The organism is Aeromonas sp. QDB62, assembly GCF_027705695.1.
Taxonomy (GTDB): Bacteria; Pseudomonadota; Gammaproteobacteria; order Enterobacterales; family Aeromonadaceae; genus Aeromonas; species Aeromonas allosaccharophila.
This window is the reverse complement of the sequence record NZ_JAPDCD010000102.1, coordinates 1-2,694: the sequence shown is the minus strand read 5'-3', so window position 1 is coordinate 2,694 and position 2,694 is coordinate 1. Positions and strand designations below refer to the sequence as shown.

The 2,694-nt window shown below is 62.2% G+C and carries 1 protein-coding gene; it reads left to right on the top strand.

Going from position 1 to position 2,694, the window contains the following annotated elements:
• On the top strand, positions 1 to 2,661 hold a 2,661-nt coding region (locus tag OKC27_RS22555; RefSeq protein ID WP_270806738.1), incomplete at its 5' end, for a Tn3 family transposase.
• Positions 2,662 to 2,694 lie beyond the last annotated feature (33 nt).

The following is a 2,694-nucleotide window of genomic DNA, read 5'->3' as shown; positions in this document are numbered from 1 at the left end:
ATCGAATTTATCGGAGCGCAGCTTGGCCTGGGTGCCGACGATCTCGTAGACTATGCTGCCCGCGAGGAAACACGGCACGAGCATCTTGCCGAGTTACGGGGGCTCTACGGCTTCCGCACCTTCTCCGGACGTGGTGCGAGCGAGCTGAAGGAATGGTTGTTCCGAGAAGCCGAGATGGCGGTGTCGAACGAGGATATCGCCCGTCGCTTCGTAGCCGAGTGCCGACGCACCCGCACTGTCCTTCCCGCGACATCCACGATCGAGCGGCTTTGTGCCGCGGCTCTCGTCGATGCCGAGCGACGCATCGAGACGAGGATCGCCAGTCGGCTGCCTATGTCGATCCGAGAACAGTTGCTGGCATTGCTCGAGGAGACGGCTGATGATCGGGTGACCCGTTTTGTGTGGCTGCGCCAGTTCGAGCCTGGCTCGAACTCTTCGTCGGCCAACCGGCTGCTCGACCGGCTCGAATATCTGCAACGCATCGATCTCCCCGAGGATCTGCTTGCCGGCGTTCCTGCCCATCGGGTGACTCGTCTGCGCAGGCAGGGTGAACGGTATTATGCCGACGGCATGCGCGATCTCCCGGAGGACAGGCGGCTTGCGATCTTGGCTGTTTGCGTCTCGGAATGGCAGGCGATGTTGGCCGACGCAGTGGTCGAAACCCACGACCGGATCGTCGGCCGTCTCTACCGTGCTTCGGAGCGTATTTGCCATGCAAAGGTCGCAGACGAAGCGGGGGTGGTGCGTGACACCCTGAAATCCTTCGCCGAGATCGGGGGCGCCCTGGTCGATGCACAGGATGATGGCCAGCCGCTGGGCGATGTCATCGCGAGTGGGTCAGGGTGGGACGGCTTAAAAACCCTTGTTGCAATGGCAACCAGGCTGACCGCCACCATGGCCGACGATCCGCTCAATCATGTGCTCGACGGTTATCACCGCTTCCGCCGATACGCTCCACGCATGTTGCGCCTGCTCGATCTGCGAGCTGCGCCCGTTGCACTGCCGCTTCTGGAAGCGGTGACGGCCCTTCGTACCGGTTTGAACGATGCCGCGATGACCAGCTTCTTGCGGCCCAGCTCGAAATGGCATCGCCACCTTCGGGCCCAGAGGGCTGGCGACGCTCGCCTATGGGAGATCGCGGTGCTGTTCCATCTGCGCGATGCGTTCCGCTCCGGAGATGTCTGGCTTACTAGGTCCCGGCGCTATGGCGATCTGAAACACGCACTCGTTCCGGCACAATCCATCGCGGAAGGCGGTCGTCTCGCTGTGCCATTGCGGCCGGAGGAATGGCTGGCAGACCGGCAAGCTCGCCTCGACATGCGGTTGCGCGAGCTTGGCCGTGCCGCTCGCGCAGGCACGATCCCGGGCGGGTCGATTGAAAACGGCGTTCTGCATATCGAGAAACTCGAAGCCGCCGCGCCGACAGGCGCCGAAGATCTGGTGCTCGATCTCTACAAGCAGATCCCGCCCACGCGCATCACCGATCTCCTGCTGGAGGTGGATGCGGCGACCGGCTTCACCGAAGCGTTCACCCATCTGCGCACAGGAGCACCCTGCGCTGACCGGATCGGGCTAATGAACGTTATCTTGGCGGAAGGGATCAACCTCGGCTTGCGCAAAATGGCGGATGCGACAAACACCCACACCTTCTGGGAATTGATCCGCATTGGACGGTGGCATGTCGAGGGCGAAGCCTATGACCGGGCGCTGGCCATGGTGGTCGAGGCACAGGCAGCGTTACCCATGGCCCGGTTCTGGGGCATGGGCACGTCGGCTTCGAGCGACGGACAGTTCTTCGTCGCTACAGAGCAAGGTGAGGCCATGAACCTGGTCAACGCGAAATATGGCAATACCCCGGGCCTGAAAGCCTATAGCCACGTCTCCGACCAATATGCGCCGTTCGCAACCCAGGTGATTCCTGCAACGGCAAGCGAAGCGCCTTACATCCTCGATGGCCTGCTGATGAACGATGCTGGACGCCATATCCGCGAGCAGTTCACCGACACGGGCGGCTTCACCGATCACGTCTTTGCCGCATGTGCCATTCTCGGCTACCGGTTCGCTCCGCGCATCCGCGACCTGCCATCCAAACGGCTCTACGCGTTCAATCCGTCGGCCGCCCCGGCGCACCTGCGAGCGTTGATCGGCGGAAAGGTCAACCAAGCCATGATCGAGCGCAATTGGCCCGACATCCTGCGCATCGCCGCCACCATTGCTGCCGGGACCGTCGCGCCAAGCCAGATTCTGCGGAAACTCGCCTCCTATCCGCGGCAGAACGAGCTCGCGACAGCCCTGCGGGAAGTCGGTCGCGTCGAGCGCACCCTGTTCATGATCGACTGGATTCTGGATGCCGAACTCCAACGGCGTGCCCAGATCGGGCTCAACAAAGGCGAAGCTCATCATGCGCTGAAGCGGGCAATCAGCTTCCACCGCCGCGGTGAAATCCGCGACCGTTCCGCCGAAGGCCAGCATTACCGCATCGCCGGCATGAATCTGCTCGCCGCCATCATCATCTTCTGGAACACCATGAAGCTCGGCGAGGTCGTTGCAAACCAGAAACGCGATGGAAAGCTGCTATCGCCCGATCTCTTGGCCCATGTTTCGCCGCTCGGATGGGAACACATCAATCTCACCGGAGAATATCGCTGGCCAAAGCCTTAGCGTAGGATTCCGCCCCCTCCCGCAAACGACCCC